The 25,012-nt window shown below is 52.5% G+C and carries 23 protein-coding genes and 1 pseudogene; 10 read left to right on the forward strand and 14 right to left on the reverse strand.

Features of this window, described 5'->3' with window-relative positions; genetic code table 11:
• Positions 1–59: 59 nt before the first annotated feature.
• The 5 genes from ACOQPM_RS26185 to ACOQPM_RS26205 all read right to left on the reverse strand — a co-directional run bounded on the left by ACOQPM_RS26185 (position 60) and on the right by ACOQPM_RS26205 (position 9,341).
• The gene (locus ACOQPM_RS26185) at positions 60–767 is read right to left on the reverse strand and encodes a class I SAM-dependent methyltransferase (RefSeq protein WP_420631344.1); all 708 of its coding nucleotides are present in this window, start codon (positions 765–767) and stop codon (positions 60–62) included.
• Positions 706–5,748, reverse strand: coding sequence for an AAA family ATPase (locus ACOQPM_RS26190; RefSeq protein ID WP_420631345.1), 5,043 nt, complete (start codon positions 5,746–5,748; stop codon positions 706–708). Before ACOQPM_RS26190 ends, ACOQPM_RS26185 begins: the two co-directional genes overlap by 62 nt.
• Before the next feature lie 65 nt (positions 5,749–5,813).
• Complete coding sequence (locus ACOQPM_RS26195) at positions 5,814–7,145, reverse strand: winged helix-turn-helix domain-containing protein (protein WP_420631346.1); 1,332 nt, start codon at positions 7,143–7,145, stop codon at positions 5,814–5,816.
• Between the two features lie 118 nt (positions 7,146–7,263).
• Positions 7,264–8,499, reverse strand: a complete 1,236-nt coding sequence (locus ACOQPM_RS26200) for an MFS transporter (RefSeq protein WP_420631347.1) — start codon at positions 8,497–8,499, stop codon at positions 7,264–7,266.
• A gap of 98 nt (positions 8,500–8,597) precedes the next feature.
• Entirely contained in the window at positions 8,598–9,341 is a 744-nt protein-coding gene (locus ACOQPM_RS26205) for a hypothetical protein (protein WP_420631348.1), read from the reverse strand.
• Positions 9,342–9,552: 211 nt separating this feature from the next.
• Between ACOQPM_RS26205 and ACOQPM_RS26210 the strand changes: the two genes are divergently transcribed.
• The 10 genes from ACOQPM_RS26210 to ACOQPM_RS26255 all read left to right on the forward strand — a co-directional run bounded on the left by ACOQPM_RS26210 (position 9,553) and on the right by ACOQPM_RS26255 (position 16,691).
• Entirely contained in the window at positions 9,553–9,939 is a 387-nt protein-coding gene (locus ACOQPM_RS26210; RefSeq protein WP_420631349.1) for a PadR family transcriptional regulator, read from the forward strand.
• 125 nt (positions 9,940–10,064) lie between these two features.
• Complete coding sequence (locus ACOQPM_RS26215) at positions 10,065–10,733, forward strand: hypothetical protein (protein ID WP_420631350.1); 669 nt, start codon at positions 10,065–10,067, stop codon at positions 10,731–10,733.
• Between the two features lie 18 nt (positions 10,734–10,751).
• Positions 10,752–11,549, forward strand: coding sequence for a hypothetical protein (locus ACOQPM_RS26220; RefSeq protein WP_420631351.1), 798 nt, complete (start codon positions 10,752–10,754; stop codon positions 11,547–11,549).
• A 12-nt stretch (positions 11,550–11,561) separates the two neighbouring features.
• Complete coding sequence (locus ACOQPM_RS26225) at positions 11,562–12,179, forward strand: hypothetical protein (protein WP_420631352.1); 618 nt, start codon at positions 11,562–11,564, stop codon at positions 12,177–12,179.
• Between the two features lie 61 nt (positions 12,180–12,240).
• Positions 12,241–12,600 (forward strand): helix-turn-helix domain-containing protein, encoded by a 360-nt coding sequence (locus ACOQPM_RS26230; protein ID WP_420627217.1) that lies wholly within the window; start codon positions 12,241–12,243, stop codon positions 12,598–12,600.
• Positions 12,597–12,992 (forward strand): IS1 family transposase, encoded by a 396-nt coding sequence (locus ACOQPM_RS26235; RefSeq protein WP_420627216.1) that lies wholly within the window; start codon positions 12,597–12,599, stop codon positions 12,990–12,992. The genes ACOQPM_RS26230 and ACOQPM_RS26235 overlap by 4 nt, the downstream gene beginning before the upstream one ends.
• A gap of 87 nt (positions 12,993–13,079) precedes the next feature.
• Positions 13,080–13,688 carry a hypothetical protein gene (locus tag ACOQPM_RS26240; protein ID WP_420631353.1) on the forward strand — a complete coding sequence of 203 codons (609 nt, stop codon included), beginning with the start codon at positions 13,080–13,082 and terminating at the stop codon, positions 13,686–13,688.
• Positions 13,689–13,840: 152 nt separating this feature from the next.
• Positions 13,841–14,482, forward strand: a complete 642-nt coding sequence (locus ACOQPM_RS26245) for a hypothetical protein (RefSeq protein WP_420631354.1) — start codon at positions 13,841–13,843, stop codon at positions 14,480–14,482.
• A gap of 76 nt (positions 14,483–14,558) precedes the next feature.
• A complete protein-coding gene (locus tag ACOQPM_RS26250) occupies positions 14,559–15,464 on the forward strand; it encodes a c-type cytochrome (RefSeq protein WP_420631355.1) in 906 nt (301 codons plus the stop codon).
• A 69-nt stretch (positions 15,465–15,533) separates the two neighbouring features.
• On the forward strand, positions 15,534–16,691 hold the full coding sequence (locus ACOQPM_RS26255; protein WP_420631356.1) for a hypothetical protein: 1,158 nt from the start codon (positions 15,534–15,536) through the stop codon (positions 16,689–16,691).
• A 13-nt stretch (positions 16,692–16,704) separates the two neighbouring features.
• Here the strand turns inward: ACOQPM_RS26255 and ACOQPM_RS26260 are convergent.
• From ACOQPM_RS26260 to ACOQPM_RS26300, 9 genes and pseudogenes are all read right to left on the reverse strand, one after another.
• Positions 16,705–16,902, reverse strand: a pseudogene (locus ACOQPM_RS26260) (response regulator transcription factor); the annotation flags it as partial.
• Positions 16,903–17,140: 238 nt separating this feature from the next.
• Entirely contained in the window at positions 17,141–17,509 is a 369-nt protein-coding gene (locus ACOQPM_RS26265; RefSeq protein ID WP_420631357.1) for an ester cyclase, read from the reverse strand.
• Between the two features lie 43 nt (positions 17,510–17,552).
• Complete coding sequence (locus ACOQPM_RS26270; protein WP_420631358.1) at positions 17,553–18,233, reverse strand: response regulator; 681 nt, start codon at positions 18,231–18,233, stop codon at positions 17,553–17,555.
• On the reverse strand, positions 18,223–20,382 hold the full coding sequence (locus ACOQPM_RS26275; RefSeq protein WP_420631359.1) for a GAF domain-containing sensor histidine kinase: 2,160 nt from the start codon (positions 20,380–20,382) through the stop codon (positions 18,223–18,225). Before ACOQPM_RS26275 ends, ACOQPM_RS26270 begins: the two co-directional genes overlap by 11 nt.
• A gap of 144 nt (positions 20,383–20,526) precedes the next feature.
• Positions 20,527–20,904: a hypothetical protein gene (locus ACOQPM_RS26280; RefSeq protein WP_420631360.1), complete on the reverse strand. Its 378-nt coding sequence runs from the start codon at positions 20,902–20,904 to the stop codon at positions 20,527–20,529.
• A 145-nt stretch (positions 20,905–21,049) separates the two neighbouring features.
• Positions 21,050–21,502, reverse strand: a complete 453-nt coding sequence (locus ACOQPM_RS26285; RefSeq protein ID WP_420631361.1) for a GNAT family N-acetyltransferase — start codon at positions 21,500–21,502, stop codon at positions 21,050–21,052.
• Positions 21,502–22,053, reverse strand: coding sequence for a hypothetical protein (locus ACOQPM_RS26290; protein ID WP_420631362.1), 552 nt, complete (start codon positions 22,051–22,053; stop codon positions 21,502–21,504). Before ACOQPM_RS26290 ends, ACOQPM_RS26285 begins: the two co-directional genes overlap by 1 nt.
• A 63-nt stretch (positions 22,054–22,116) precedes the next feature.
• Complete coding sequence (locus tag ACOQPM_RS26295; protein WP_420631363.1) at positions 22,117–22,536, reverse strand: hypothetical protein; 420 nt, start codon at positions 22,534–22,536, stop codon at positions 22,117–22,119.
• A gap of 179 nt (positions 22,537–22,715) precedes the next feature.
• Positions 22,716–24,992 carry an ATP-dependent helicase gene (locus ACOQPM_RS26300; protein WP_420631364.1) on the reverse strand — a complete coding sequence of 759 codons (2,277 nt, stop codon included), beginning with the start codon at positions 24,990–24,992 and terminating at the stop codon, positions 22,716–22,718.
• Positions 24,993–25,012: the final 20 nt, after the last annotated feature.

Here is a 25,012-nt window from a genome sequence, read left to right on the forward strand (position 1 = left end):
CCAAGAAGATATTCAGGCTTTGAGGGCGCAGTATCCTATTACCAGTAAGCGTTCACCGATTACCTTCCCGTCAGGATGACCTCACTGGGCACGCCAAGCTGCACAATGACTTCCCGTTGTAGAATAGAAAAGCCGGCTTGCTCAACCAGCGTTTGCAATCGCAACGGCCGACAGCCGCCAAGAATGAGTGGGTGGAGGCGATAGGTGGTTTTCCACAGGCCAACAAGCAGACGGCTGGGCAAATTGATACCTTCGGTGAGGGAAACGAGGATGAGCTTGCCGCCCGGTTGGAGGACGCGGTGGAGTTCGGAGAGGGTTTGGGGGAGAACGGCCGTTTCAAACAAATCCAACACATACGTGCAAAACACCCGGTCAAAGCTACCACTCGCAAAAGGCAACTGCCATGCCATTGCCTGAGATAGCTGCGTTTCCGGCACCCGCTGCTGGGTCACTTTCAGCATCTCCCCAGATAAATCAATGCCAAACGTTTGTCCGCCAGGTGGCAAGACCGCCTGAATCGTCTGCTGCTCCTTGCCCGTACCCACACCCACATTCAGCAACTGCTGCGCGGAACCAGCCTCCAGCAGTTCTAATGCCCGTTCTTTGGCTCGCCGTTCAAAACGGCCGCCCCAATCATGCTTTTCGCCCAGCCAATCGTAAAAACGGCGGGCGGTTTCGGATGAGATTGTGTCGGTTGTCATGGTGTTAGCGGCGGGAAGAGAGTCTGGTTTTGGGCGTAACGGCCGTTCCATTACCGCGTCGTGCATGCAGTCGGCTCAAGCTCTTGTGCTGCGCCACCCACAGACCCACCAGGCCAATTTTTAGCTCGTACAGGGTATTGGCACCGTCATTGAGCTCTCGCATAATTTCCCGCTCAACCAGGCGATGCAAAGCGGCCGTAATTTCGGTTGGGGGTAGCTGGATGCCAAACGGTTCCAGAAAATCCACAATGTCGCTGGGGTGCAGGGTGGTGTCGTCGCTGCTCATGTGGGCAACGGCCGTTAGCACCACCCGCTCTGCCTCGCTGGAACGCTGCCACAGGTACGCAAAATGCACCTCGCCCAGGCTCAACATCTCGGCCAGCCCTGCATTCACATCAGAGATGGTGACATACCCCGTACGTTCACGGTTGGCGCGCTGCACCAGCGTGTAGCAAACAAGCTGCACAAAGTAAGGCTGCCCCGCCGTCACCCGCAAAATCTTGTCAATGGCCAGGTCGTCATAAACCAGATCGGGGGCGACGGGTTCGGTGATGAGGCGAACGGCCGCATCCTCTGATAAAAACGTAATGCGCTCATACAAGGCAATATTAAACAGCACCGACCAATAATCGGCGCTCATCTCCTCCAGGCGGCGCGTGCCTACAAAAATAAAGCTCAAACCCTCGCTGTGCTGCATTAAATGGCGCATAAAGCTGAAAAATGTGGGCGGCAGAATGCCATCTTCCACCAGATTTTCAAACGCTTCAAACTCGTCAAACAGTAGCAGCAGCGTGGTGTCTAGCGGCAGCAGCGATTTTGCTTTGGGGATGAAGCGGCGCTGGAATTCGCCAGTGGGGTCTGTTTGCCACATATCTGGCGGCGGCACATCAATCTCAATGTCGCGCAGGGCCAGCGCGTCGGAGATGAGCCAGGCCATGTCGTGGAACAGGGCACCCATGCCGGGGCTAACCCCCAGCGATTGGCAATCAATGTAGACTGGCAGCAGATCATCGGGCAAATGCTGCCCCAGGCGCAGCAGCGTGGAGGTTTTACCGGTGCGCCGCTGGCCAATGAGAATGAGGACGTTGCGCTGGGACCATTTTCCAGCGTTGTCGGCAATAAAGTGAAACAGTCGTTCTTGCCCAAAAAAGAGGGGGCTGTTGCTGCGAAGCGGCGTGCCGGGCAGGTAGGGGTTAAAAATTGGCTTAAAGTTGCGGGTGGGCTGCAGCAGATGAACCATATCGCCAAAGGCTATTTCCCGGTTGTGCTGGGTGCGATCTTTGTAGGAAACGGTCAGCCCCAGGCGGAAACGATCTGTGACTTGCGGCTCTAGCTGGAAGGAAACGGCACGGCTGCGCCCCGGCGGAAGCAGGGCGATGTATTGCGGGTCGCTTTGCACCAGGTAGCCGGGGTCTTCATTAAGTACAGTGATGACATTTTCGGCGGGGGAACGGCCGTTGTTGGTCAATAGCAGCGTTACACTGGTCTGTTCACTAGAGACGATGCGCTTTGTTTTAAGCTGCACAACCAGAGTCGCTTGCCCGCGCAGCTCCGCACTGGCAGCTGTGGCCACCCCCATCCAGCGACGCACAATGGCTGCCGCCAACGTCTTCTCTATTCGCACAGAAAAGGCCGGGAGTGCTTGCTGTAGTTCACTCAACAAGTGAGTGGCTTCGTTGAGGTAAACCAGCCGGTCATCTGGCAAATCTACCCGTTCACTATCTCGCAAGTTGGTCATAATAGGCAGCAGCGCATCTAGCGTTGGTGGCCATTTGTCTTGTTGCTCTAAATACTCTAGCAAATGGACTAATTGGGGACGTAGCAGCGAAATTTCCGTGATGGTTGGGGCTCCTAGCAAGGCTTGGCTTGTTTGAAACAGACGTTGCCACCGTTCCAACTGCTGCCAGCCGAGGCGTTTTTCCTGTGCATCGTCCAGCGCACCCAAAATAATTGTGAGCCCCACGCGAGGCCGATCTGCCAGCAAAAAGAGGCCGTCGGCTAGGCTGCTTACCAACGAGTCTCCCTGATGTCGGGCACGGCTGGCTAAATAAATGAGAAAGTCCGGCGAGGCGTTGGAGAGATTGTAGCGACTTTCTAACAGGGTAAGCGTAGCTTCTGATTGGTTTTTTAGCTGTCGGTAAAAGCGGCGGGCGCGATTTGCAGGCAGTTGACTTTGACGCACCAAGACGAAGAGGCTAACGGCCGTTACCAAACCAAGTATTGTTAGTGTGGCGGTGGTAGGTGGAAGCAGGCTGTTGTTGGGAACCGCCACGCGGCTTGTGAGTGGGGTTAATTCACCCTGATAAGCGCCATCGTCGTAAGTAAGGCGATACGTGACCGAGCCGTCATTTTCGGGCAGTTCAGAGACAGTCCAGAAGGTGCGATCATTGCCGTTGGCAATAATTTTTGCTCCCTGGCTTTCCCAAATGCCCGTTGCCGGATTTAAAATTTCCAGACGTACCGTTACCTCATCTCCCTCTACATCTGTTACCGAAACGCTAAAGTTGTACTGCCCTTCCACCTGGGGAGCTGTGAGGAGCGGCGGATGATTTTCCTGAGCACGAAACAGTTGCACGACCCCGTTTTCTGTGATTACCAGCAAATCGGCCGCAATTTGCCCATCATTACGAATGACAAGCAAGTCGAACACGCCACTGGAGAGTGGAATTTCATCAATGAGCTCTGTCTGGTTCGAGTAAAGGTAGATGTATCCCTCACTACCTTCGCTATTGCCCACCACAAACTCTGGCTGTGCATCCCCTGTAAGATCACCCCAGTAAAGGCTGGTAATGTTATTAAGACCAATGAGTCGCCACACCTGTGTCGGTTCACTATCCTGTACGCGCAGGCGGCTTAATACTGCCTGGTCGGTGGCAATGAGAAACGATTCAGACGGCCCTTCTTCAAACGTTTCCTCGACGGCATCATTGGCAGGTATGCTAATGATAGGATTCCCTTCAAGCGGCACGGGCCAGGCGGGCATCCGAATACCGCGCCAGGTTAAGCCGGAAACTTCACCATTTACAAATACGAGCAGCCGGATAGCCAGTTCTTCCCCCGGCTGGTTTAGCTGGTAAAGATCGCTAATAGGGCTGGCATACGTAGCGATGATGGGTGCTGGGAATGGGCTGCGAATTTCAACGGCGTAAAGCTGGTTATCGGCGGCGGCAATGAGCATTGGCTCTTGGGTAATAAGATGGTTGGTTAGCAGCAGATGGCTGATTGGTTTGCCTGGTTGCCCCTCGCCGACGGTGCGTTCACGCCAAAGTTCTGCGCCAGCAGTGGAAAAGGCCACAATTTGCCCATCATGCGTGCCGACGATGATTTCGGGATCGTTCTGTTCGTTGACGTTTTGCAGCAGCAAACTGGTGATGTTGGCAGATAGGGGTGCCTCCCATATTTGCTCGCCATTGATGTCGCGCACGTCTACCCAACCTTCAAATATTTGCTCGTTATCTGGCTCTTGGACACTGTTGTTGCGTATGACTACAATTTGTTGGCTTTGGTTTGCTTCTAGCAGGGCCAGGTGGGTGATGATGCCACCAGGGGAGACGAGCCAATCCAGTTCATTTTGCTGGTTGAGGTAGTGTAAACGGCCGTCTCGCGCACCAATTACCAACTCATCTTCACCGTCCTGGTTAAAGTCCACCACTAAAATATCGCCCGGTTCCGAATCAAGTGAATAGCTCCACTCCGGGGCGATTTCGCTGGTGCCTGCCCCCAGCCCCAGCAGCTCTACGGTGGCAAAGCGGGCCAGAAACAGTTCGTAACGGCCGTCCTGGTTAATATCTAGTAGCCGGGTAAAGCCGCTGTCGTCCACCGCTTCGTAGGTGGCCAAGGTGCGCCCGGTAGGCCCCAGCAGCAGCACATCATTCCCACCATCAACTTCGGCTGGAGGAGCCAGGGCTGCGGCTAACAGTGGGGCATTTTCGCCGCTGCCTAGCCGTGCGGCCGTGAGCGACACAACGGCGCGATTGGCTTCAGTTGCCAGGCGACGAGTCCAAAGGCGGCTGCCGTTGGCCCGGTAAGCAACCACCACACCAACCTCGGTGCCCGCCAGCAATAATGGTTCCCCAGCGTGCTCGCCCACCGTCAGCACCGTAATTGCTTTGTTGAGGGTGCGTGGCCACCAGGCACGTTGCCGTTCAGAGTTGATGAGATGGATCTGCCCACCTTCTGAGCCAATGGCAAGTAGCGGTTCTCCATTTTCACCAAATGGTACGACTGCCAGGGTAGAAACGCGGTTGGGAATGGGGTGCTTGTCGGCCCAAATATCTTGCCCTTGCCCGTTGATGAGGCGCAGTTGGCTAAAGCGGAGGGTGGGGTTAAAGTAACCGAGGGCGATCTCTTGTTGGCCATCCTGGTTGAGGTCTAGCACGGTCATGACGGCCGGGTTGTCGCGTAGCGGATAACTGTTACTGTCATCCACCCATATGCGACTGCCAGTTTCGCTATACAGTTGCAGTTGGCCATCGTCAAACAATAGCAGCAGCTCATCACGGCCGTTTCCATTATAATCAAACGATTCGATTTGCCGTACCTGAATTTGGTATTGTGCCTGCCACGCCTGCCCAGCTTCTTGGCTGCCAAAGGCAAGTAATGCCTGGGGCGGGGCAAGTGTATTTAGCACGCTCGACCACAGCTCCCTCCCTTCGCTGTTGAGTACAGTGAGGTTACGCTCAGATACAAACGCGATCTCCATTGCCTGATCGCCGTCCAGATTTGCGGTGCCGATGGCTTGGACAATATCACCTGCGGCATGGCTCCATTGCAGATCGCCAACGGAATTCAGCAGCTCAATACGGCCGTTTTCTGCAGCTATCACAAATTCATCTACACCGTCATGGTTGATATCTTCATTAAGGATATGGTTGATGCGTCGAGGGGCAGAGTGACGCCAGTAGGCAGGATTTTGCTCCTGAGCAAATGCGGTTTGTGGAGGAGATTGCCAAAGAAGAAATCCAGTGAGGAGAAGCAGAAATAGAATTGGCCAACCGAAACGGCCGTTTTTACCAAAACCAGCCAGTTGTGTGGTGCCCCTTTTCATGTTTTTAACCCAGCGGTTCGGTAATCCGTAATCAGTAATTGGAAATTGGATTACCGTTTACTGGCCTACTGGCCCTCAGGTGGTCGCAGCGCGTAGCCCACGCCACGCTCACTGATGATCCAGGTGTCGAAGGGGGAGATAGCCCGCCGCAGCCGCTTGATGAGCGTTTTGAGTCGGTCTGGGTCATCAACGAGAACATCCCCCCAAACGGCCGTTTCCAAATCGTCCCCGTGCACCACCTGGCCTGCGTTTTGGCACAGGCTCACCAAAATGGCAAATTGGGAAGTCGTCAGGCTCAATTCCTGACCCTGCCCCCAAACCTGATGCCGCTGTTGGTCAATAACAAATGGTCCCGCTTGGATGAGCCCGGCAACCTGCTGGCGGCGCACATAGCGGCGCAAAATGGCACTGGTGTATTGATAACCGTCGTCACTGGCCGTCAGCAAGCACTGTTGTTCCAGCAGGCGCAGGCTGTCAATCGGCCCGTCAGCAATGGCCAGTGCGTACTGTTCTTCAGCGGTTAGGTTTTGCCACAGATAGCCCAGGTGAGAATTAGCCTCTACTTCGATGGGGTCGTCTAGCTGGGCAAACTGTTCTTTACTCTCCAACGTGGCTCCCTGGGTGAGTGCCTGGAACGCATGGTAGGCAGCGATATGCAAAAAGAAGGGATGCGGCCCTACCAAATAAATCAAATAGTCAATGAGTTCTTTTGAAAACGAGCAGTCGCTATTTTCCAACCGATTCCGAACCATCTGTTGGCTGGCTTCGGTGCTGAAAAGCCCCAGCGGTAAGGTGACAAAAATGTTGAAGAACGGTGAACTAAGAATTTCTTCTTCGGCGGTGATGGCAAAAAGCGGCCGTTGACTGGCCGTGAGGTAAGCAAGACCATATTTGGTGGTTAGCCCCCGCAGCCGGGCAAAAAAGTAGGGGGTAAGCTGTTCATTGGCGGCCAACAGTTCAAACTCATCAAGGAGAACGACGACGGCCGTATCTTGCTTGTGAATCTGGTGTAAAACGCGGTCTAAAGCCCGGTAAGTACCGGGGGATTGGTTGGCTTTGATAGTGATCCCGGCATCTTGGGCAGCATCTAGCAGACCATCCAACAAAGCCTCATAAATTTCTTCTGGGGGTGAACCGCCAAACTCTTGACAATCAATCAAGACAAACAAAGCGTGGGGTGGATCGAGCTGCATTTGGGCGCGCACTGAAGCCCGCGAAAGGTGGATGAGTAGAGAGCTTTTACCAATGCGCCGCGGGCCAATCAGCGAGACGCTTTGCCCGTTCCGCAGCAAGCCCAAAATTTGGCTAATTTCTGCTTCCCGGTTGTGGAAATCTGGGGCGCGACGGATTGCGCCTCGGTGATAAAAAGGATTGTCAACGCTCGTGTTCCCGATCATACCGTAATTGTAGCGGGGAAATGTGAAAAGGTAAAATTTGGTGGCAACTGTGTGACAGCTTTTGCGGAAATTCGGGCAAGTTCATTGCTAGAAATTGTAAGGGGCAGCTCGGGTTAATTTAGGAAACGGCCGTTTCTTCCTTAGGCGCCAATCTGAAAACGCCAATTAGTAAGGGGAAGACGATGAGATTGATGGCTGCCAAGAGCCGAAAGACGTTGATGAAGCCAATGTTGTCTGTTAGGCCAGTGGCCACGCCGTCGCCAATGGCCGAGCCAATGTTAGAGACGGCCATGGAGATGGCAAACATGGAGCCAGCAATGCGGGCGTCGGTGCGCGTCATGGCGAGCACCATGTAAGTGGTCCAGTGCAGCCCCAACACAATGCCCCAAAAGGTGGCGAGGGTGAGAACGGCCGTAATTGATCCCGCAAAGCTAAACACCAGCCCGCCAAGCGAAACCAGACCCGCTACCAGCATCGCTGTTGTGCGGCGACTGGTTCGGCTAATGAGCCAGCTTGTGATTAAAGCCCCGACCACCGTGCCAACACCCTTGAGTGCCCCGTAGGTGCCAATTTGCGTTTCTATCGCCGCCAGTTCATCGCTCATGTAGAACGTTACCAGTCCCTCAATGCCCTGGTACGCAATCCAAGACAAAATGCCATACGCCGCAAAAATTAAATATTGCGGCTGGAGCAGTGCGCTAAAGGCGCGCCATTCAAAGCTGGGCTTGGTGGCATCGCGGGGCGGTTCCTGCACTTGCAGCACCCAAAAAAGCGGGATCGCCATCAGCAGGGCGATGATCATGAAGACCCAAAAGTAGCCCAACGTCGTGGCAATCCAGCCAATAAGCAGCGACATCACAATGATGCCAATGGCGCGGCCACTGGTCATGATGCTTTGCACACGACTTTGCTCTTCCAATGGCGTAATGTCTACCGCCAGGGCATCGGCTGTTGTGTCAAACAGAGCAACGGCAAATGAAGTTGCCAAAATTAGGATGAGGAAGAGGGTGTAATTTTCGCCCGGATTGATGAATCCTGCCAAAAAGATGCCCGCCATGCTGATGATGAGGGCAACAACGATGTAAGGTAGGCGATGGCCGCGCCCAAACAGATTGACCCGGTCGCTCAACATGCCGTAGAAAATTTTGAAGATGAACGGCACCAGCAGCAGCGTAAACAGCAGACCAATTAGATCGGCATCAATGTTGAAGGTGTTGAGGTAAGGCTTGGCAAAGTTGCCCGTAAAAGCAACAATGATCCCCTGTACAAAGTAGAGCATACCAAACATCAGGTAGCGGAAATTACGTGAGCGGTCTGTAACAAGGTTGCCAAAAGCTGAGGCGGGTATGTTCATCTGATTTGTCCTGTTGTGGCGTAGTGATTACTAGAGCAGAGTGTATCCGAAAGCGGCCGTTTGGACAGGGCGAGTTCACGGCCGTTGCTATCCGCAAATTATTCTCCGGCCGTGTGGATAGTGACTGCAACGCCACCGCTGCCGCGCTGGACATGGTAGCAATGCCCAGCGCCGAAAATTTGGTGGGAACGGCCGTTTACCATCAACATCGTATTTTCATCAATCGCCCAGCCTTCAGCTACCAACCCTAGCTCGACCGCATGGATGAGCCGGGAAAGTGTTCCCATTTGGCTGGCGTGTACGTCTACGGCAAATGGCACCAGGCTCAGGCCAGGGCGCACGGTAAGCGGATCGATCCCTTCGCCTGCGCCCATAAATAAAATCTCCCGCGCTACGTTTTGCCGAGTAGCTTGCCAGCCACCCAAAATGGCCGACTGTGCGGCAATCGCCGCTCCCGCCGACGTGCCCCCATAAGGAATCCCAGTCTCTTGCAAGTAGCGCGTCCAAGAGGTATCGGCACAAACTGCTTGATGATAGGTTGGGGTCATGCCGCCGCAAACAAACAGCCCGGCTGGGTTGGCTTGGGCAACCATTTCATAGGTGAGGGGCTGCGCGGCCGTTACAAACAGGGGGAGTAGCTGCTCGATTGGTACGTTGACGGCCGTAAAAATTACACTATAGGCTTGCCAACTTTCTTGTGCGGCCGTTTCATCCACTTCAGCAATCACCAAAGCCAATTTGTTTGTTGGCTGGCGCAGTGCTGCGGCCGCAAACAGCCCAAAGGTCGCCACACGGCTTTCAGCCTTATCTCCTCCACCATGTAAAAAGATTTTGCCTGCCATTTGAGCGTCTCTCCGCATTTCTTGGGCACTTGATTGATAAGGAAGATTCTAGAGGGTGGTTGTCGATTCAGCAAGGGGGACAGAACGCTAGCGTGTAAGGGCTTAGGGGGTTTGGTTTGAAAATTTTGCTTGACAAGCCGGCTTGGATTTTGTACTATATCGCTGTACGATACATCGCGACGCGACTAACTTGTTAAACAAGGAATAATATATGACAGAGCCTACTAATCCAACTCCCGAAAGTTTTTTACCCTTATCGCCTGCTGTCTTTCATATCTTGCTAGCTCTGGCTGATGAGGAGCGGCACGGTTATGGCATCATGCAGGAGGTCAAGTTTCGTACGGGTGGCCAGGTGCATTTGGTGCCAGGTACCCTGTATGGCGCCATTAAGCGGCTCTTGAAGCAGAAGTTGATTGAAGAGATGGATGAACGTCCTGATCCAGCGCTTAATGATGAACGCCGTCGCTATTATCGCCTGACAGAATTTGGGCAGCGGGTATTGAGTGCGGAAGCGGCTCGTCTGGCTCGGATGGTGGCGCAGGCGCAAGCGAAACAGCTTTTGCCCGGTTGGTCGCCGAATCCTGCTTGGAGAGGTTGATGATGTTGTCTCCGGCAAAATTGTTGGCTCTTTCCAATCGCGTTTACTGTTTGCTGCTGTATCTGTATCCAGTCTCTTTTCGTCGCGAGTATGGCACCCATATGGCGCAACTGTTTCGAGATGATATGCGCGGCACGTTGCGGGACGATGGTAGATTGGCCGTGGTGGGTTTGTGGCTTTTGGCCTTTTTTGATTTGCTGAAAACGGCCGTTGCCGAACATTTCTGGGAGATATTTCACATGCCTATTGAAAAATTAACACGTTGGAGTGGTCTTGCGGCTGCTTTGGGCGGTGCGTTTTTTGTCTTCATAATGTATTTTGAAGTTCCAGTAAACGAAAATTCCCTCTTTCGTTGGACTCTATTGCCGATGTTGCTCCTTTGGGGAGTGGCGTTAACCGGCCTTTACCGGCGTCTGCCAGCTGGGTCTTCTGCAGGCAACAAAATGACCTTCGGTTTAGCTTTGATTAGCCTGTTGCTTTTGGGGGCCGGAGCCTTCACGTTTTGGCTATCTGATCCCGATTTACCTTGGTATTTACTCGGCATTGGTTTCTATGGTCTGGCCATAGGTATTATCGGCATGGGCATTATTGCCCTGAAGCATCAGGTGCTGGGTGTCTGGCGCTTTGTACCCCTAATTTTGGGCGGTGTTTTCCTCGGTTTCATGGTCATCGCTACTATTGCACAACAATTATCATTAGCTTTTCTCATTCTCAACGGCGTTGGCTGGTTACTGCTGGGGATGGCACTTTGGCAAGAATACAGGGAACCACTAGAGCCAGGCTTATTTGCCTGAGTAGCATGAGAGATTGATATGTTTCCATCAGTTAAATTACTGACCCTTTCCAATCGTATTTATTGCCTGCTGCTATATCTGTATCCAGCTTCGTTCCGTCGGGAGTATGGCACCCACATGGCACAACTGTTTCGGGATGATGTGCGCGGCACATTGCAGGAAAGTGGTGGGTTGGCCGTGATGGATTTGTGGCTTGTGGCGTTTTTTGATTTGCTGAAAACGGCCGTTGCCGAACACTTCTTGGAGCTATTTCACATGCCCATTGACAAATTAACACGTTGGAGTGGCCCTGTGGGGGCTGTCGGCGGATTGCTTTATGCTGTGGGCGTTGCTTCGATTATCTACGGCGCCGCTCCCTTTACGATATCACTATTGGCAACAGTGCCTCTTTTGGCATTAAGGCTATTTGGACTTTATAAATGTTTGCCAGCAACAGAGAGCCGCTTGAACACGGTTGCCTTTGCTGCATCTGTGAGTGGGTTGCTCCTGAGCAATATTGGCTCAGTGATTTTAGTTTGGTCATCTAATCCGCGAAGCAATTGGGACAACATGATATTTATTGGTTTGGGTCTGTGGATTATGGGATTTGCTGGTATGGGGGCTATCGCTCTCGTGAATCGTACGCTAGGTCGCTTGAGTTTTACCCCGTTGTTGGCTGTGGTCGCCTTAACTGGTATGGGATCATTATACGGCACTGATCCCACTTCACCCATTGGGATTACACTGCTGACTACTTATGCGGCTAGTTGGATATTGTTGGGCGTGGCTCTTTGGCAGGCAAACCGGGAACCGCTAGAGCCAGGAACATTTGCGTGAAGGAAGATTAAGATGAAGCGAGTTGCTGGAATTGTACTGATTCTTGGCGTAATCTGTTTTATGATCGGTGTGTCTCGCCCCGTCATTCTCGATTACTTCGGCCCAGGCATGGGCTCCAAGGCGCAGCTTATTCGAGAAAGCCCTGACCAATGGCAATTCGGCAACTTGATGATGGGCTTTGGTAGCATCATCGTCGCAGTGGGTGTTGCGACATTCACATTGGCACTAAGGTCAAGAAGCGAAAGCAAACGATTATTTCTAACGGCCGTTGCTTGTGCATGTTCGATTTCACTCGCGGCTGCTTATTGGATGATAGTATCTTATAACCGATCCGTCCTGCCACCTTTAGTTACAGCAAAGAGTATAAGGCTTCCTGATTGGACATGGCCTGCATTTAACATTCTTATGCCACTCGGCATTGTCTTGTTAGGGTTTATCATCATGCAAAGATATTCAAAATGGGGCGGGGGCTTGATAATGGCCATTGAAGTGATCTCTGTCGCTACACAGCAAATCATTACGCAAGATATTATTCCAGGAACCCATTTTCTCCCGCTTCTGATTGCAGGAATTTCCCTCCTTATTTTTGGAGGAGTAGAAAATACACAAAATCCGGTTCGTATGACATAAGACATTTCATTGACTTTGAGTGAGGGAGTGACTAAACACAAAGGCATGGTATAAAAGGCACATGAACCAATGTCCGCACTGTCACCGAACAGATTCTCAAGTTAGAAATGGCAAAACTGTGGCTGGTAGCCAAGTATTCAAATGCAAAGCCTGCAATCGTAAATATGTACCCCAGCCTCAGCCAAATGGCCATCCAATTGCCATCCGCCAACAAGCCATTCGCTTGGTCTTGGATGGCAATAGCCAACGTCAGGCAGCACGACATCTAGGTGTTGCGCCACAGTCGGTCGCTAATTGGCTTAAAGCATACGCTGATAAGTTGCCATCAACCTTGCCCGGCCCTAATGAACCAGTGGAAGTAGCTGAACAGGATGAGCTCTTCACCTTTATCGGTGAGAAAAAAACGAAATCTACATCATGACCGTTGTAGACCGGCAAACCCGCTGTTTTCTAGGGATTGAGCCCGTTTTGCAACGCACGCAGGCAGTGGCACAAAAAATGATTGATGAGGCGCCTGCCGAGCAGTATTACAGTGACAAGTTCCCTCTGTACGACAGTTTGATTTATCGTCGCGGCTACCATTTATCGCTAAGAGATAAGAGCGAAACGTACTCAGTTGAAGGAGGCAATGCGGAACTGCGACACTATCTCACTCGACTAGTCAGAAAGAGCCGTTGCTTCTCACGCAGCTTGGTTTGGTTAAATCGTCATGTGAAAGCGTTTGCTCATGCCTGGAACCGACGTCAGTTGCACAATCGGATGCGGCCGTTTGACAAGAAACATGTGATTGAGTTCGTATGCCTACAGAATTAGCCACTCCCTTGAGTGATGACAAATGACAATTTGTGCTAACCTCCCGTATTTGAACGGGTAGTCGAGGACATTTAGAAAGGTGTTGATATGCAATTTCGACAAGAGGCTGACAGAATTACGGGCTGGTTGGCCATTGGGATCGCTGGGGCTATCGTCATCACAATCGCCTTCTTGATTCTCTTTTTTACGATTGGGACACCTTACGGAAAGGCCAGTGACATTTCGATTGTCCCTGCCGCATTCCTCAGCGCAGTTCTGGCGTCCCGTCTATATGCCATAAATCGTCGTCGATTATCTCAATCCGTGGCACTTAACTCGATTGTCCTTGCCTGGGCGGGGGCGATAGGAGTCTCCATTGGCAGTTTTCTGGTGGTGTCTGGCAATACCGGATACTTCCTCTCCGGTTTAGTGAGTGCACTGGGCTGGGCATTCGTTGGTGTGTGGCTTTTCCTTGCCTGCATGGCAAGGCTCCGACCCATTGCTGAAACTTCAGCGCTGCGGCGCTACGGGCTTTTAACCGGGCTGACGATGATGGTTGGCTTTGTGGCACTACCAGGCATCCTGGCGCAAAGCGATTTGCCCTCTCGTGCATCAATTCTGGATAATATTGCGGTTAGCAGCAATGGCTTCACCTATCTGCTTTTGCTCATCTGGGGATTGTGGGTGGGTCGAAGGGTGTTCAGAGCAGGTAGTTAGCATTTTCGTGCTGTTAGGCCGCTTAGTTGGATCAAGTAAATTAAACGCATCTGTCCTTACCCGCAATAACTGGAAACGCTGCTGTCTCTCAAAGCGTCTGTGATCGATAGACTAAATGATCGCCCCAAGTCACTTACAGGAGAAAGAGGCATATGACACGTAGAATATCCGGCCTGTTTATGTCAGTCGGTGCGCTCGTTTTCATAATCGGCGTTACACGTCCGGTGATTTTGGACTTCGTTGGTGTTGCATCGTCCTGGCATCGGCGTCAGCTCATAGAGCTAAATTACGGAGAGTGGCTGTTCGGAAATTTAGGCATGGGTGTGGGTGGCCTTATCATCGGCGCCGGGATCGTTATTTTTGCCTTCGCCGTGCATAAAAGAACGCCAAACTGGATTTACAGATTGCTGGCCTATGCAGCGGCAATCACAGGAATCGTTGCAACCTTTTGCTGGATGTATACCAGGGTTGGTCACCTTATCGTGCCGACAGAGGTCGTTGTTTTCGGTCTTCCAGAGAGTTACAACATCGCATACGATCTTTATACCGGCTTGATCATCTTGAGTCTCATCCTAACAGGTTTTGTGACTTTATTAACCTTTTCGCGGATTGGGGGCGTACTTATCATGGCGGCCGAAATTGGTGTGGTATGGATCGCGCTGGCGCTTTGGAATGAGATTATTCCCGGTGTTCATCCACCCGCCGCTTTTGTGGCGGGCGTTATCCTCATGATTGCGCCATCGCTCGAACTACGCCGCAATACCGAGCCATTATTGGATACATCACACTGTTAATACGGCCGTTTCCAAGCTCCACAGTGGGTCTGTTAAATATGCCTGCTGGTGGACGGCCGTTCAGGAGAACATTCTCATGCGAAAAACCTTGAAGAGGCTTGGTGTCATTTTGGGCAGCTTAATTGGTCTCATTGTCATTGCCGTTGTGATTGTGTTAGGCATTGGTCGCGCCCGCTTTAACGAGACGTATGACGTTGCTGTACCATCTTTGGAGATTCCCACAGATGAAGTTGCTTTGGCCAGAGGTGAGCATTTGGTAACGGCCGTCACCCATTGCGGCTACTGTCATGGTGACGATCTTGCTGGCGATATTGTCGTCAACAACCCCAATGCCCAGGGAGTCATCGTCGCACCTAATTTAACGGCTGGCGCAGGGGGCGTTGGGGCAACCTACACCAGTGAAGATTGGGTTCGCGCCATTCGTCACGGCGTGACACCTGCCGGGCGCAGCGTCATCATTATGCCCTCTCTCTTGTTTAATGTGATGAGCGAAGCAGATTTGGCCGCGATGGTTGCCTATCTCCAAACCATTCCCCCGGTTGACAATCTGTTGCCAGAGAGCAAACCAGGACCCATGTTTTATGCCTTAATTGGGGCGGGGCCGCTGGCTGAAGGTCTGTCGGGACGGGTGATTGATCATTCTGCGCCATTTACACCGGCATTGGCCGAAGGGGAAACGGCCGAATATGGCGAATACTTCGTGGCACTTGGTCAATGTACAGCTTGTCACGGAGCAGAACTGGCCGGTGGGCAGGCGTGCCGAGACTGCCCCATTGGTCCAAATCTCACCTCCGGTGGCGAACTACCGGGCTGGACGCAGAACGACTTTTACACGGCGATGAGAACGGGGATGCACCCAAACGGCCGCCAGCTCAGCGAGGTCATGCCCTGGCAATACTTCCAACACATGACAGATACCGAACTGGCGGCAATTTGGGCATTTTTACAGGCTCAACCGGCGCTAGCTAGCCAAATGCCTTGAGGAGAGAACACGCATGAAAAGTGAATCTACGACTATTGTGACAGGAATGGCCGTTCAGGAGATAGAATCATGATCAACACAAAATCTAATGTTGAAAATCACTTTGTTCGCCTCCGAATCTTGTTTGAGCCCAATCAATTTTTAGGCAGTGTGCTGGTGGGTATTGTTAGCGGAATCGCGGGAGGGCTTGCAGTGGGAGTTGCCGCTCGCATTTCCATGCGAGCCGTGGCCTTATTGGCCGATATGCCTCCCAGTTTTTCCTTCGATGGCACATTGACCATTATTGGCCTTGGCGCACTATTCGGCGCACTGGCTGGTGTGGTTTACGGATTTGTCTTGCCGTTTTTACCGGGTTCAATCAGAGAAAAGGGGTTGGTTTTTGGGGGGATATTTTCTTTACTTATCACCTTCATCATCTTGTTTATTCAAACAGAAGGTGAACTGGCGCTAGTATCCAAATGGGTCTTATTCGCTCTGTTTGCCTCACCGCTATTGGTTTATGGTTTTGTTTTGGGTCGGGTGGCAGCCTGGGTGGTTCCCAATAACGCGAAATTAGTTGGGGAAAGCGGCCGTTTCGCCCAAACGGCCGCCCTCATAACCATCGCTGCCGCCATAGCGCATGGTCTTATTGAACTCACTCTGGTCATCTTTTATCCGGCCGTTTCCAATTTAGGCTATGATGCCTCAGCTTTTTTAGATAACGCTGCTGGCGCCACCTTGTTGTTGATGGCAATCACCGGCACGGCTGGGTTGCTGCGTTCAACCGCAACGGGCAAAAGCGTCATAGCTAAGATCGGTTTGGGTTTGGCTTTATTGATCCTATCTCTGCTGGGCTCAGGCACAATCAGCGAGGGCTCGAACACAGTAGAATTGCACGGACTTGTAAGAATAATGACGCGCCTGGAATTTGATGAGAATCTCGCGGTGCTACTCGCTTTTTTCTCGGTAGGTTTGTCAGGCTTAGTATTGGCCGGAATCGCTGCCTTACGGGCACAGCGTTGGCAGGGCTGGCATCGATATAGTCCACTGTTGGTGGGAGCGTATCCTTTTCTAAGCCTGCTTTTCCTGCATCCCGCTCTGTTCCCGGCCTTGTTAGAAATTCCAATTCAAAGCCGCAACCAACTGGCACATGGGATAGGCGCACTTTTTGCCCTGTGTTGGCTTATGCTAGGCATTGCTTTACGCGCAGAAACGGGTCAGATTGGGTCAAATGAAATCGATACCTGATTAGGTATTCATTTTACGACTCAGCTTTGCCTAGACCTGCTTCCCGCGCCTTGACGATGGCTTGGCTGCGGCTGGCGACCTGTAGCTTGCTAAAGATGCTGGACACTTGATTGCGAATCGTTTTGGGGTTGAGAACAAGCTTTTCGGCAATAGCGGTATTGGTTAATCCTTGCGCTAGGAGTTCCAAAATTTCCCATTCACGCGGTGGCAATTTCCAAATCGCTTCCTCGCGCAGCGCAATCGTGCCTGTTAATACGCCATCGGCAAAAGTCACCAGATGAATAGGGATACCGCTTCGGTTTGCTTCCAAGACAAAATCTTGAGCAATATCCATCAGTGTGCGCCCTGCGTAATAGTCCGGCCTTGGGTTTGAAACCATATGCTTAGGGTAGGAATAGTCTTAGGGCAATCTGCGAGAGAGGTGATTTTAATCGTGTGCTGTTTTTGCATTAATGCCAGGGGCCTTGCAATGCACCCAACTCCCGCATCATCTCGGCTGAGTTTGCTTGAGAATGTTGTTGGACAATTACACCGTCTACAACCCGGTGAAACATCAACACTTCCGTTTTTATGCGCTTGTTCGTCGCTGGAATGCCCATGAAGGTGCCGGTATGCGTCTGGTGATAAATCGCTTGCGTTGCTACCCAATCGCCATCACAAAATTGAAGCGGAATCTCTGATTCCACATCCGAAAAAGCAGTCGCTAGCATTTCCAACATGGGAATCTCTTCAGCCAATCCCGGATGTTGCCGTGCTACCTCCACATTCCTTGAGAGAATCAGTTCTTTTACCAATGTCATTTTTTCTTCATTTGTCATCTTGAAAATCTCCTTTTAGAAATTCAAACTACCGATATTCAGGTTAAGTTTCGCTCTTGCCCAGACCCGCTTCGCGAGCCTTGACAATGGCTTCGCTACGGCTGGCGACCTGTAATTTGCTAAAAATGTTGGAAACTTGATTGCGGATAGTTTTAGGGCTAAGCACCAGTTTCTCTGCAATGGCTGTATTGGTTAATCCTTGCGCCAGCAGTTCCAAAATTTCTCGCTCGCGGGGTGTCAATTCAGGAAATGGCTCTGCTCTGGCCGAATCGGTGGTCGCCATTTGCCGACCGCCTTTCATAAAAAAGTCCATCATCTGTTCCGCTACGCCGGGGCTAAAAATCACTTCGCCATTGGCGACCGCGCGGATGGCGCGGAGCGTTTCGTCGCCCTGCGCTCCTTTGAGCAAATAGCCCCGCGCCCCGGCCTGCATAGCGGTAAAAACGGTGTCGTCGTCGAACATGGTAATGATGAGAACGGCCGTTTCCCGCAAACTATCTATAATCTGCTTCGTCGCTTCAATGCCGTTGATGCCCGGCATGTTGATGTCCATCAAAACGACATCTGGCTGGAGGGATTGGGTGAGGGTTACGGCCGTTTCGCCACTTTCCGCCTCGCCCACAACCACCATATCGGGCTGGGCTTCCAACAATGCCCGCAGGCCAAAGCGAAACACGGGATGATCATCGGCAATGAGAATGTGAATGGATTCCTCAGACATCATTTACCTCCAGCGGCAACTGTGCTTGCACCTGCGTGCCTCCTTCCGGTAAAGATTGTATCATGCAACGGCCGTTCAGTTCTTCAGCCCGTTCGCGCATCGAATTCAACCCCACACCTGCCTGATATTTCGGCGACAGCCCTTGTCCATCATCCTGAATGGTCACAGTAAGGGTGTTGTCGGTGCAGTCCAGGCGAATGGTGCAGGTGTTGGCCTGGGCATGGCGCACGACGTTGGTCATCGCTTCTTGGGTGATGCGGTAAACGGCCGTTTCCACCGCCGCTGGTAATGCTGGCAAGGGGCGGTGGAGATCAAACGAAAAGCGCAACTCTTCAGTTTCTAAACGGTTAGCACTTTGCTGCAATGCCGCCACCAAGCCCAAATCATCCAGCGTGGGCGGGCGCAGCGCATACACCAGACGGCGCACGTCCACAATCGCTTCCTGCGCCTGTGTCTGCAGAGAAGCCAGCAGGTCACGCGCTTTTTGGGGATTGGTTGTCATGAGTTGACCAATCGCCTCCAGCCCCAGCGTTTGGCTGGCAAGTTGTGGGCCTAGCCCATCGTGCAAATCGCGCCGCAAACGTCGCCGCTCATCTTCACGCGCCGTCACGATGCGCTGGCGCGACTGGCGCAGTTCGTCTGATAGCTGCACGGCACGGACGGTGCTGGCAGTGAGGGCGGCGATGGTGTGCAAAAGTTGCTGTTCGTGGCGATCGAATGATCCACCTTCATCACGCGGCGCGACGGCCAGACGCCCAATTGTCTTGTTCTGGTAGGTCAGCGGCATCATTTCGATATGTTTGGGCGATTTGCCCCAGACGGCGACGGGGTCGAACTGATTTTCGGACACGGGCAGCCAGATGGCGGCGTGGGGGATTTTGAGGGTGTGGGCGATGGTTTGGACAAGATTGGCAAGAATATCGGTTGAAGCGGCCGTTTCCATCTGTTGGGCCAATCGGGTTAATACGGCCGTCGGGTCATCCCGCTCGCCGTACAACAATCGGTTCACGCCGCGCTGTAACCCGTCACGCAACGGCTGAAACAAGACGGCGATGATGCCCGTCGCCACCAAGCCGATGAGGGGGTTGGTTTGGATCTGGAACAACAGCCCTAGCCCGCCGACGATGCCGATGTATATGGCGACGATGAGTAGTGTCAGCCCACCATACACCAGCGTGCGGTTGAGGATGGGGTTAATGCCCCACAAGCGGCGGCGAAAAACGGCAAAGCCAAAGCAAATGCCAAGTGCAAACTGGCTCAGATGAGACAAGGTATCTTGCCCCAACTCCCAATAGACAGCTTGTTGACCATTGGAAAGGGGATAGCTACCAGTAAAGGTTTCATACAGGTCAAACACGGCAAAATCAATCAAAAAATTAAAGGCGATGAGCACCATGCCTAAGGTAATCCATTTGATTTGTTGCCGCTGAATGGCTGTTGCTTGCTGTCGATAGCGAAAAATAATGATGCCAATCCCCAGCAGTACATAAACAAAGGGAACCAGGGAATGAAGGGGAAAGAGCCAGTTGCCCATCGCAAATATGGTTTCTGGCAGAAAAATATTGCCGGCCGATAACAGCAGCCAACTGCCAGCTAACCAGCGTGACCAGCGCGGCACAAAACGGCCGTTTGGAAAGAGGCAAGCAAACAAGAATGCACCACACACCAACAAGTAAGTAAGAATGGGCGAAAAAATATGCAGTGCGGGATATGGTGAAAATTCTTCAAGCCACCAGCCACCCCACTCCCAAAAAGGATTGAACCATGTGCCAGAAATGCCAATCACCAACAATAAACCAGCGAGCAGTAAAATGCGTAACTCTTGGCTATGCCGCCGCACCAGCAAGAGACTAAGCATAAAAAAGGGAAGTGCGGCAATGACACGCAAGCCAACAAAATAACTTTCAAAAGCAACGGCCGTTACCCTTAGATCGGCAATTGCTTGAAACCATTCAGTGCACCAGTTGCCCTGGGCTGCCCATGCTGCATTGTAGATTGAATCACAGCCTGAAGTGCCTTGCATAAATTTGTACCATAAGCTGGTACTAAACATACCCAAGCAAATCAAGAACAGCAGCAGGTAAAGTAAACGACTAGCAAAGAGCAGACGGCCGTTTAAGCGAATAGGCATCGGTGTGCTTAAACTGTTCATGATTGCATTCCTTTTGTTTACGGTACTCCTACTGCGTACATTATTTACAGCAGATCGCCATTGGTTTGATCGGCCGTTAGCAAAAACGTGATCTGGTGGCCGATGGTTGGGTTTCTGATGGTTTTATTCATTTCCATATCTACCTTAAATAGATAACTTCTGTTTGGAACCACCGAGAGCAAGCAGGATGGTTAGGACAGTCCAGATGATTGTAGGAGGCAATCCTTGGGCTGTGGTGTAAATGTCCAAGAGTAGGATCAAAGCAAATGTTAGAACGTGCAAGATACCGAATAGTAACAAGAATTGATATTCCCCTTTTCTGATCTGCCCACGCACAGCAGTCGCTAGACATAGAAACGCGATAGCTAGATCGGTTGTGCCGTGAATCATGGCTGTGGCGCGATCGGGCAGCGATATCTGCAATAGCGACTCGGCAGGTGAGGGAGCTAGCGCATAGAGAACACCAATAAAAATGAGATAGATGCCAATGATCAATAAAGTAATACGTAGGAAACGGGTCATGATTACCTCCAAAGGTTAGATGTTTCTCGTTTTCTAATCGCTTTAGGCTTTGTCAAGAAAATAACGATCCAGAGCAAAGAACTAAAGCCTCAAGCCAATTCAAAAAAATCCTTCAATTCTGGATAATTTATTTTTTAAATTGGCCTTATTCTTTCTGACCATCTGTCCGAAAATGCCTTAACAACTTGCGCATGAAAAAACGCTTGTGCTCATCAGGAAACGCTTCTAGCGTGCCAAAAATTTCATAGCCACATTTTTCATAAAATTCGGGAGCCTGAAAGCTAAAAGTGTCGAGGTAGGCACTATGGCAGCTGCGCCGCCCGCCCTCTGCCTCAGCCATATCCATGAGCTGCTTGCCATATCCTTGGCCGCGCAGGGTCTCGTCCACCCACAGGCTGCCAATTTGGAGCCAGCCGCGCCCCGCTTTGGCGATGAGGCCACCGAGAATACGGCCGTCCGCATTACGCAAATAAACGGCAAAATAGCTGTCGCTGGCAGCGGGAGCAAATGCCTCATTATACTGGCGTAGCCCTTCACCAATGATTTTCAGTGCATCGGGTTTGGGTGAGAGGTCAACTTCGATACTTATAAAATCCATTAGTTTGACGTCACGGGCTTGAGGATAGCCACTGGCAGTAGGCTAACTATTAGATAGTCCCGGGCCAATTCTGCCCCACTGCCGCTGTTAATCTTATCGCTGAAACCATACAATAAGCCATGGGTGCAATCTGGATTGGACAATGTTGATTTCCAATTTTCAACTTCTAATGTGATATGCCCAGATTTGGTGTCAATTCGTACAGTCAAAGAGTCTCTTTCATGCGGATTAAATGGATAGGGGGTTGCCGAAACAGTGCCTTCTAAGGGATCATTATCAGTTTTTCCGGGAAAGCCAAACCGCTCCTGATTTTCATAAAGCGTTGCTGTGCCCATCAAATATTGGCGGACTATTTTAAGTTGGCCTTCAGCATATCGAACGACGCCACCCATGACACTTGCTGAGAGAGCAAGCTGTATGGTGTGATCAAAATCATCTCCCTCCGGTTTGTTCTTAAGCCATTGTGCTAATGACCCTAAAAACTCAGTACAGGACACTGTGTCATTACTATTTATCTGACCAACTTTCTTTATGGCTTGTGTTATTGTCATTTTGAACTCCTTTGTATTTTTCTTCAAAAGTGATCTGGCCGATTAATTTAGCTATCGCCACGCTCATGCGTGTACTCCTTCAGCCAAAATGTTTTGGTAGACGTTGCAGTTGCGATGTAGAGGGGGACGAATGGCGAAGCCCAAAAGCAAAACTACTGTACCGCCCATTAGCAATCCCAGCCATAGAACGGGCAGAAGGGATGGCGTAGCTGGCATCACAGATTCCATTGCTGCGCTTGCGGGTGTTGGCACGGGTTGAGGGTCTGGCTGACTGGCTGGCTGGGTATTGCCGGATGCGGGAGCAGGTGTAGCTTTGGCCGGAGCCGCGATGGCCACCGGTACAGCCACAGGCTGCAGCTGATTGTTCGTACTCGTCCCGTTTGCTGAATTCCCTGCGGTCTGCAAACTGGTCAGTTCCAAAATCAGGAAAAAACCAATCAATCCGATAGCTATAAACCGTGCGAATCGTTGTTTGCTCATCATTTGTCTCCTTTGCGAAGTGATAAGCATACGATACACGTCCCCGTGTCCCGCTGTCATGAGGCGGGCATCACGACTTGGTGGGACACAATGTCCTTAATTTACTTTTGTGTGGGGTAGGGGCAGACAAATGTATCTACGTGTTGGGTGCACACGAGGGTGGGCGCACGCGGGAATGTGCCCTACCTTTCTGTGTTTTGTAGATAGTGGTACAGCACGCCCATCACCGTGGCGGGTTCGGCGTCGCGCTCTTTGTTGTAGCTGCGGGTGGCGCGGCTGCGGCTGAGCTGCAAAAAGCGGCGGGCGCGGGTGATGCCCACGTACAGCAAGCGCAGCCGCTCGGCAATAATGTCTATGTGGGCGGATTCGGTGGCGGAACGGCCGTTATAAATCCCCGCATCCCCTTCCATCAAATACCGCAGCTGGGCCACCACTTCGGCCGTGGGATCGCCGCCCAAAATGTCGCTAACCCCCATAAAATACGCATCCAAATTGCTGGGAACCCAGGTGCCATCGACGCCAATCATAAAGACCGCATCCCACTCCAGCCCCTTGGCGCTGTGCTGTGTGGTAAGCGTGACGCGCCCCGGCACTGGCTCGTAGCCAAAATCGGTGGGGCTGCTCAGCGGCAAGCTGCGCCGTCCGCTCACAATGTTGCCCAGCTCGGCCACCAACTCCGGCAGCCGCCAATCGGGCTGGCTGTCTCGCCAGCGGCGCAGCAGGGTCGCTATTTGGTACGCTATCGCCAGATCGCCTTCGTGTACATCTCCCCAGGCAAACAGTTCATCCCCTAAAGCTAGGGCTAGGTCGTCGATGGGTAACGGCCGTAACGCCAGCAGCTCCCGCAAAAAGGCACCAAATCGAGCCGCCACCTGCGTTTGGGTTTCTGTGGCGACCCCGGCGGGCAGCGCCTGAGCCGCGTCATTCTCACCGTGCGGGTAGAGCAATCGTTCTGGTTGATGAATGCTACGCAAAAGCGTGTGAAATTGTTCCAGCTCCTCGTCTGGCAACAGCGCCACGGGATGCCCCAGCGCGTGCAGGCTGGCATGGGCGGCGGTGATCGCCTTGGTGTCCAGCGGGTCGGCCAACACCTGAAAGACGGCGTGCATGGCGGCGGCAATTTCCCGCTCGCGCGTGCCGCCGCGCAGCAAATTGTCGTAATCGGCGTCCAAGCCATCCAAATGCTCCGCCATCTGGTGGCCGAGGTTGTTGGTGGGCACCAAAATGGCGACGGTGTGCTCTGGCCGCTTTTGGGTGTAGCGGACGGCAAGATTGGCGACTTCCGGCAGCTCCTCATCCTCGCGGTGCTTGTAGACGCGAATGCGAATGGCGGCTTCGCTGTCTGGCGGGTTGGGCTGGGCGTCGCCCGGTGGGGTCGGCTCGATGTTTTGGCGGCGGAAGGTGCTGCTTTGCACTTCCGGCACGGGATGTTTGTCCATCACCCAATGCAGCAAACGGTTGGCCGCGCCGAGGATGAGCGGGGCGCAGCGGCCGCTGTTGGGCAGGGGGAGGGAGACGACATCGGGTCGATCGGCGAAGGCGTTGAAGAAGCGGGGGTGGGCGGCGGTGAAGGTGCTGGTGATCGCCTGGTTAGGATCGCCGACGCGCACCCAGTTGCCGCCTTCACCAATCAGGCGGCTGATGAGCGCTTCTTGCAGCGGCACGCTGTCTTGCGCTTCATCTTCCAGCACGTAGGGCCAGCGGTGGCGTAGCTGCTCGGCCAGCCCGCCGCGCTGATCCAGCAGCTCTACCGCTTGCCAGATGAGGTCGTCAAAGTCTAGGGAGCCTTGTCTATCTAAGATGGTTTGGTAACGGCCGTAAATCCCACCCATCATCCATAGCAGAGGAGATTGATTGATTGGAGATTGGAGATTGTCATCTTCGCCGTTTAATCTCCAATCTCCAGTCTCCAATCTCTCTAAAATCTGTTCCGGCTTGTACCGCTCATTCTTCGCCGTGCGGATGAACGCTTTGGCCATTTTTTGCGTTACGTCCCGCCAACGGGCGCGGGTTTGCGGGGCGTCGTCGGTGAGAAATTGCCCCCACTCGCCGGGATGGGTCTCAATCCAGCCATCCACGGCGCGGGCGAGGAAATGATTGCCTTGCCCCTCGTCTAGCACCACCGGGCCGCTGTCGTCGCCAAGTCCACTGTTGGCCGTTCGCACAATTTCCAACGCCAGACTGTGTAGCGTCCGCACATCGAAGCCAATCGGCGGCAGATCTTCGGCCTCCAGCCGCTGGCGAATGCGGCTTTTGAAGTTGTCTACGCTGGCATTCAGGTAGGTGACGATGAGGATTTGCTGTTGGTTGGGGTCGATACGGCCGTTTCCAATCAACTTCGCCGCGAGGAGAGAGAGGGTAAATGTTTTGCCACTTCCTGGTACGGCACTGATGGCGAGACGGCCGTTTTCGTATTCTAAAATCTTCGCTTGAGCAGGTCGCAACTGGAGGTCGTTCATGCAGCTATTTTAGCTGATTT

Source organism: Candidatus Leptofilum sp. (assembly GCF_965223525.1).
Classification (GTDB): Bacteria; Chloroflexota; Anaerolineae; order Promineifilales; family Promineifilaceae; genus Leptofilum.